Genomic DNA, 6,565 nt, shown 5'->3' on the forward strand with positions numbered 1-6,565 from the left:
AGGAAACTGGCATTGCCTCAGGCCAGCGCCCCCGCGCAAGGGCCGCCAAGCCGCGCATGCGGCGCTTCGCTTGCGTGCGCTGGGGAACTCCCCCTCAGGCGGAAGGCGCGAAGCGACTCAGGGGGAGCCTAATCTTTCCAGCGCGCCTGGATCTCCAGCAGTTGGGGCAGTTGAGCGATGAACACTTCCACCATGGACGGATCGAAGTGCTTGCCCGCCTGCGCGCGCAGGTGGGCCACGGTGTCCTCGGTGCTCCAGGGCTCCTTGTAGGGCCGTCGTGCCGTGAGCGCATCGAACACGTCGGCCAGCGCCACGATGCGCGACTCCACCGGGATGGCCTCGCCCGCCAGGCCCTGGGGGTAACCGCTGCCATCCCATTTCTCGTGGTGCGTGAGCGCGATGGCATGGGCCAGGCGCAGCACGCCCGAGGGGTGCTCGCCGATGATCTCGGCGCCGATCTGGGGGTGGCGGCGCATGGTGTCCCACTCGCCTGCATCGAGCGGGCCGGGCTTGCGCAGCACGGCATCGGGGATGCCGATCTTGCCTACATCGTGCATGGGCGCGGCATTGAGCAGATCCTCGGCCCAGGCCGGCGAGTAGCCGAGCGCCAGCGCCAGCACATGGGCAAAGTGGCTCATGCGGATGACGTGCATGCCGGTCTCGTTGTCCTTGTACTCGGCCGCCCGGCCCAGGCGCTGCACGATCTGCAGCCGCGTCTCGCGCAGCTCCTCGGTGCGCACCAGCGACAGGTGGGTGCGCACGCGCGCGCGCACCACGGGCGCGCTCACGGGCTTGGTGATGTAGTCCACGCCGCCCACGTCGAAGCCACGTGCCTCGTCCTGCACCTCGGTGAGCGCGGTGACGAAGATCACGGGGATGTGCGCGGTGGCGCGCTCGGCCTTCAGGGCCTGGCACACGGCATAGCCATCCATCTGCGGCAGCATCACGTCCAGCCGCACCAGGGCCGGCCGCTGATGCTGCGCGACCTGCAGCGCACGCGCGCCATCGGTGGCGAACAGCAGGCGGTAGTGCTCCTGCAGGATGTGGCGCAGCACCTGCAGGTTGGTGGGCTCGTCGTCCACCAGCAGCAGGCGCGGGCGATGGTCTTCCTGCACGGTGCTCATGCGGCAGGTTTCCTGCAGGTTGGCGGGCGGGACGGGTTCATGCCTTGATTGTCCCGCACCTGGCGATGCTCCGGCTCATGCCGGCATTTCCCCGGGAGCGCGCAGGTGGCCCTGCAAGGCCTGCAGGCAGGCCTGCGCCTCGTCGAAGTCGAAGCGGTCCAGCGCCTCGTGCAGGCTGTTGAGGGTCACGGGGGACAGCTCGGCTTCCAGCACCGCCAGGGGCGCGTCGGCCAACTCGCCCTGGGCCAGGGCGGCAGCCAGCGCCTCGATGGCAGCCAGCGCCCGCTCGCGCTGGTCCTGCTGCAGCGGCGCCGGCGCCGGGGCCGAACCCTGGCGCTGCGCATCGGGTGCCTGGGGGCTGAGCAGGGCGCCGTTCACCGCATCGAGCGCGGTGGCAAGCGCCAGCAGCGCGGACTGCACGCGCGCGGTATCGCGCCCGCGGGCGGCGTTCTCGATCTGCGCCGCCAGCTTGTCCACTGTGGGCAGCGCCAGGTTGCCGGCGGCACCGCGCAGACGGTGGGCCCGCGCGGCCAGGGTGTCCCAATCGTCGGCCTGGTGCGCCGACAGCAGGCCCGCCAGCGCCACACCGCTTTCCTGCATGAAGCGCTCGATGGCCTCGCGCAGGTAGCGCGCCTGCGTCCACAGGCGCACGCCGCGCTCCCATTCGATGGCGGGTGCAGCGGGTGGCGATACCTGGGGCCTCTCAGGCCGTACCTTGAGACCCTCCTGGGGATGCAAGGTGCCGAAGGCGCTGGTCACGGCAAACACCGGGTCGGCGCCGGCCTCGCGCACACCGATCACGCGCGCGATCTCGGCCATCAGGCGCACGGGCTCGACCGGCTTGCTGGCAAAGCCGTCCATGCCGGCTGCGCGCGCGTTGCGCCGGTCCTGCTCCAGCACGCTGGCCGACAGGGCGATGATGGGCGTGGCCTTGCGCTGGCGCGCGCGCTCGAAGCTGCGCAGGTGGCGCGTGGTCTCCAGCCCGTCCATGTCGGGCATCTGCAGGTCCATCAGCACCACGTCGAAGCGCTCCTGTGCAAAGGACTCGAAGGCCTGGGCACCACTGTCTGCGGTGGTGATCTTGTGGCCCCCGCGCTCCAGCATGAGCTGCAGCAGCTCCAGGTTGGCGGGCACGTCGTCCACGGCCAGCACACGCAGCGTGGGCAGGGGTGCGCGCAGCCAGTCGCGCATGGAGGCACCGCCGTCCGCGGGCGCCTGGCCCGTACGCAGCGGCAGTTGCACGGTGAAGGTGCTGCCCTGGCCCACCTGGCTCACGACGCCGATGGTGCCGCCCATGAGCTCGGCCAGCTGGCGGGCGATGGTCGTGCCCAGGCCCGTGCCGCCGTAGCGGCGCGTGGTGGAGGCGTCGGCCTGCGCGAAGGGGTCGAAGATGCGCTCCACGCCGGCCGCATCGATGCCGATGCCGGTGTCGATCACCGAAAGCACCAGTTGCCCGTCGGACCCCGACACGCGCAGCGTGACATGGCCCTGGTGCGTGAACTTGATGGCGTTGCCCATCAGGTTGAGCAGGATCTGCTGGATGCGGAAGGCATCGCCCTGCCAGTGGTCGGACAGGTCGTAAGGGAAGTCGAGGATGACGTCCAGCCCCTTCTTGGCGGCGTTGATGCGCAGCGAGGCCAGGATCTGGTCGCACAGCTCGCGCAGGCTGAAGTCGGCCACCTCCAGTTCGACCGCGCCCTTTTCGAGCTTGGCCGTGTCCAGGATGTCGTTGAGCAGGCGCAGCATGGAGCGCGCCGAGTGGTGCACCGTGCCCAGGTGGCGGCGCTGGGTGCTTTCCAGCGGGGTGTCGAGCAGCGCCTCGGTGAAGCCGATGATGGCGTTCATGGGCGTGCGGATCTCGTGGCTCATGTTCGCCAGGAAGCTGCTGCGCGCCGCCGCTGCCTGCTCGGCCTGCTCCTTGGCGGCACGCAGGTCGGTCTCCATGCGGCGCCGCTCGGTCAGGTCGGTGGCGAACTTCACGATCTTGAACGGCTGGCCCTGCGCGTCGAAGATCGGGTTGTAGGTGGCCTGGATCCAGACCTCGCGTCCGTCCTTGCCCACACGCATGTATTCACCGGCATCGAACTCGCCCTGCCCCAGGCGCGCCCAGAAGGCCTGGTAGGCCTCGCTGCCGGCGTACTCGGGTTTGCAGAAGATGCGGTGGTGGCGGCCTTCGATCTCGGCGAGCGTATAGCCCATGAGGTCCAGGAAATTCTGGTTCGCCGCCAGCACATGGCCGGCGAGGTCGAACTCGATCACCGACTGCGACCGGCCGATGGCCGTGACAGTACCCACGAATTCGGCGTTCTGCGCCTTGGAGGCCGTCATGTCGGTGATCACGCCATCGATCCACTGGACCTCGCCCCTGGGGCCCATGACACCGCGGCCGGTTTCCGACACCCAGCGCACCGCGCCCTGCCGCGTATGCAGCCGGTACTCCAGCACATACGATTCGCCCGCCTGCAGGGCGCGCTCCACCTCGAGCCCGACACGTGCGGCGTCATCCTCGTGGATGATGCGGCCAAAGGAGATGCTGCCCTCCAGGAAATCCTCGGCCGGCCAGCCCGTCATCTCCTCGACGGCATCGCTGATGAACAGCATGGACCAGTCCGCATCGCAGCGGCAGCGGAAGGCCACGCCGGGAATGTTGCGCACCAGGGAGCGCAACTGCTCCTCGCCCCGCCTGCGCTCCAGCTCCAGGGCCTTGCGCTCGGTCAGGTCGGTGAGGAAGCCCACCAGCAGCGGCGGACCCGGCAGGTCCACACGACCCACCACCAGGCGAACGGGCAACAGGGTGCCATCCTTGCGCACCACATGGATGTCCTTGTCCTTGCCGACCTGGCGCGCTTCGCCGCGGGCCAGGTCGCGCGGCAGGTAGCGGTCCGGGCTGTCCGCGTAGGCCGGGTCCACGAACATGCGCACCGACTGCCCCACGGCCTCGTCAGAGGTCCAGCCCAGCATGCGCTGCGCCGCGCCATTGAAGGAGCGGATGCTGCCATCTGCATCGGCCATGACGATGGCGTCCATCGCCGTTTCCACCACGGCGCGCAGGCGCGACTCGCTCTGCTCGGAGGTGCGCAGCAGCCAGCGCGCCCGAAGGCCGATATTGACCGTGGTCACCACCAACCCCACCAGAACCGCCATCAGCGCAATGGCCAGCGCCATGTACTTGGCCTGTTCGGACACCGGGCCCAGCGGCGCGACGTTGCCCGCGACGCGCACGGCCGCGATGCTGACGTAGTGCATGCCGGCGATCGCCAGGCCCATGACCAGGCCCCCGAGCAGGGTGCTCACCCAGGGCCGGCGCGACCAGAAGCGCAGCATGCCGAAGCGCAACCAGAGCGACAGGATGGCCATGCCCACGGCGAACACCAGCGAGGCCAGGAAGCCGCCCACGTCGTAGCGGATCAGGGGCGCCATGTCGGACGCCGCCATGCCGGAGTAGTGCATGACACCGATCCCCGCGCCCACCAGGGCCCCGCCCCAGGTGATGGTACGGCCCGTGGGCTGCTCCTGCGTGAGCACATGCAGGGCGACCCAGGACGCCACCAGGCTGGGCAGAAAGGACAGGGCCGTGACCCAGGGGGCGAAATGCCCGTTGGCGCACAGGTCGAAGGCCAGCATGCCCACGAAATGCATGGACCAGACCCCGCCGCCCAGCGCCAGCGAGCCCGAAGCGACGATGAGGTTGCGGCGCAGCCGGTCCGGCGCACGCTGCGCCAGCGCGGCCAGGTGAAGCGCCATCAGGGAGGAGGCGACCGCGAGCACGACCGACAGGGCCACGAGCCACGGATCGTGCCCCCAGAGGTTCTGCGGATCCCGCTCAGCGCCGACTACGAAGAATCTGTCGAGCATCGGGCGAAAAATGTAAGCGTTGGTATCCATTCTGCCGGGAACGCGGTGAACGATCCAAGCACGGAGCCGTGAAACCCCTCCACACCCCCGTTTGTTACATCCGCGCGGCATGGATGCAACAACTCAGCTTCCCGCGCCTCACCACAAGCAGAGGCCGGTGCGGACCTCGGGATCGCTCCGGGGGATAGCACGCAGCGACTCAGGGGCCCGCCTAATGCCCTACGACCTTGCCCCACTCCCGCTCATAGGTATGCACCAGGGCCTGGTTGGACAGGCGGTTCACCTCGGCCGGCAGGCGCGCCATGTCGAGCGGAAAGTCGAACAGCAAAGGCAGCGTGCCCGCGCTCAGGAAGCGCAGGTCCGCCGGCAGCGCCTCGGGCATGCGCCAGGGCCGGCGGCTGGCCAATACGAAACCCCACTCGCCGAAGCTCGGCACGTGGGCGTGGTAGGGCGCCGTCTGCAGGCCCACGGATTCGATGGTCTGCACCACCGTCCAGTAGCTCTGGCGCGCCACCAGCGGCGAGGTGGTCTGCACCACGGCGTAGCCACTGGCCGCCAGGCGTTTGTCCAGCAGCGCGTAGAAGCTGTTGGTGTAGAGCTTGCCGATGGAAAAATTGGTCGGGTCGGGAAAATCCACCACGATCACGTCGAAGACATCTTCCGCCGCGTCGCAGCCCGGGGCCTTGCACTGCTGCAGCCACCGAAAGGCGTCGGTGTTGACCACCTGCACCCTGGGCGAGCGCAGGGCCCCACCGTTGAGCCGGGCAAGCGTCGGGTCCTCGCTGAACAGGCGCGTCATGGCCGGGTCCAGTTCCACCAGGGTGACGGACTCGACCGAGGGGTACTTGAGGATCTCGCGCACGGCCATGCCGTCGCCGCCACCGAGCACGGCCACGCGCCGGGGCGCGCCATGCGCCGCCATGGCCGGATGGACCAGGGCCTCGTGGTAGCGGTACTCGTCGCGCTCGGCGAACTGCAGGTTGCCGTTGAGGTACAGCCGGTGGCCCAGCTTGCCGTTGGTGACCACGATGCGCTGGTAGGGCGAGGCGGTGCTGATGACGATGCGGTCCTGGTAGAACTTGTCCTCGGCAAAGCTGGTGATGTGGTCGGCGCCGACCAGGCCGGCCAGCAGCAGCGCGATCACGCCCAGGCAGGCGAAGGCATGCGCGCGCAGGCGGCGCAGCTCATGGCGGAACAGCCACACGGCCCAGAGCGCAACGAAGGCATTCATGAGACCGAACAGCAGCCCCGTGCGGATCAACCCCAGCTGCGGCACCAGCAGCAGTGGGAACGCCATCGACACGGCCAGCGCGCCCAGGTAGTCGAAGGTCAGCACCTGCGAGACCAGGTCCTTGAGCGCCACGTTGCGCTTGAGGATGCGCATGACCAGCGGAATCTCCAGCCCTGCCAGCGTGCCCACCATGAACACCATGCCGTACAGCAGCAGGCGGAAGGCACCGGGCGCATAGGCGTTGGCCAGGAACAGCGTGGCCGGCAGCACGCCGCCGATCAGCGCCACCAGCAGCTCGACGCGCAGGAAGTGCGCCGGCAGCTGCCGCTCGAAGTAGCGCGACAGCCAGGAGCCC

Annotated in this window: 3 protein-coding genes; all 3 read right to left on the reverse strand. The window is 69.2% G+C overall.

Annotation, left to right across the window (positions count from 1 at the left end):
- Positions 1–128: 128 nt before the first annotated feature.
- Positions 129–1,124, reverse strand: a complete 996-nt coding sequence (locus ACK59X_RS01390) for an HD domain-containing phosphohydrolase (protein WP_409954652.1) — start codon at positions 1,122–1,124, stop codon at positions 129–131.
- Between the two features lie 75 nt (positions 1,125–1,199).
- Positions 1,200–4,979 (reverse strand): PAS domain S-box protein, encoded by a 3,780-nt coding sequence (locus tag ACK59X_RS01395; protein WP_409954653.1) that lies wholly within the window; start codon positions 4,977–4,979, stop codon positions 1,200–1,202.
- A 211-nt stretch (positions 4,980–5,190) separates the two neighbouring features.
- On the reverse strand, positions 5,191–6,565 hold a 1,375-nt coding region (locus ACK59X_RS01400; protein WP_409954654.1), incomplete at its 5' end, for a polyamine aminopropyltransferase.

The sequence above is a fragment of the Acidovorax sp. genome, assembly GCF_046339755.1.
Lineage (GTDB): Bacteria > Pseudomonadota > Gammaproteobacteria > Burkholderiales > Burkholderiaceae_C > Acidovorax.

Excerpts from the sequence above, each read along its gene's own strand:
- ACK59X_RS01390 (WP_409954652.1), bottom strand. The coding sequence starts at position 1,124 with ATGAGCACCGTGCAGGAAGACCATCGCCCGCGCCTGCTGCTGGTGGAC.
- ACK59X_RS01395 (WP_409954653.1), bottom strand. The coding sequence starts at position 4,979 with ATGCTCGACAGATTCTTCGTAGTCGGCGCTGAGCGGGATCCGCAGAAC.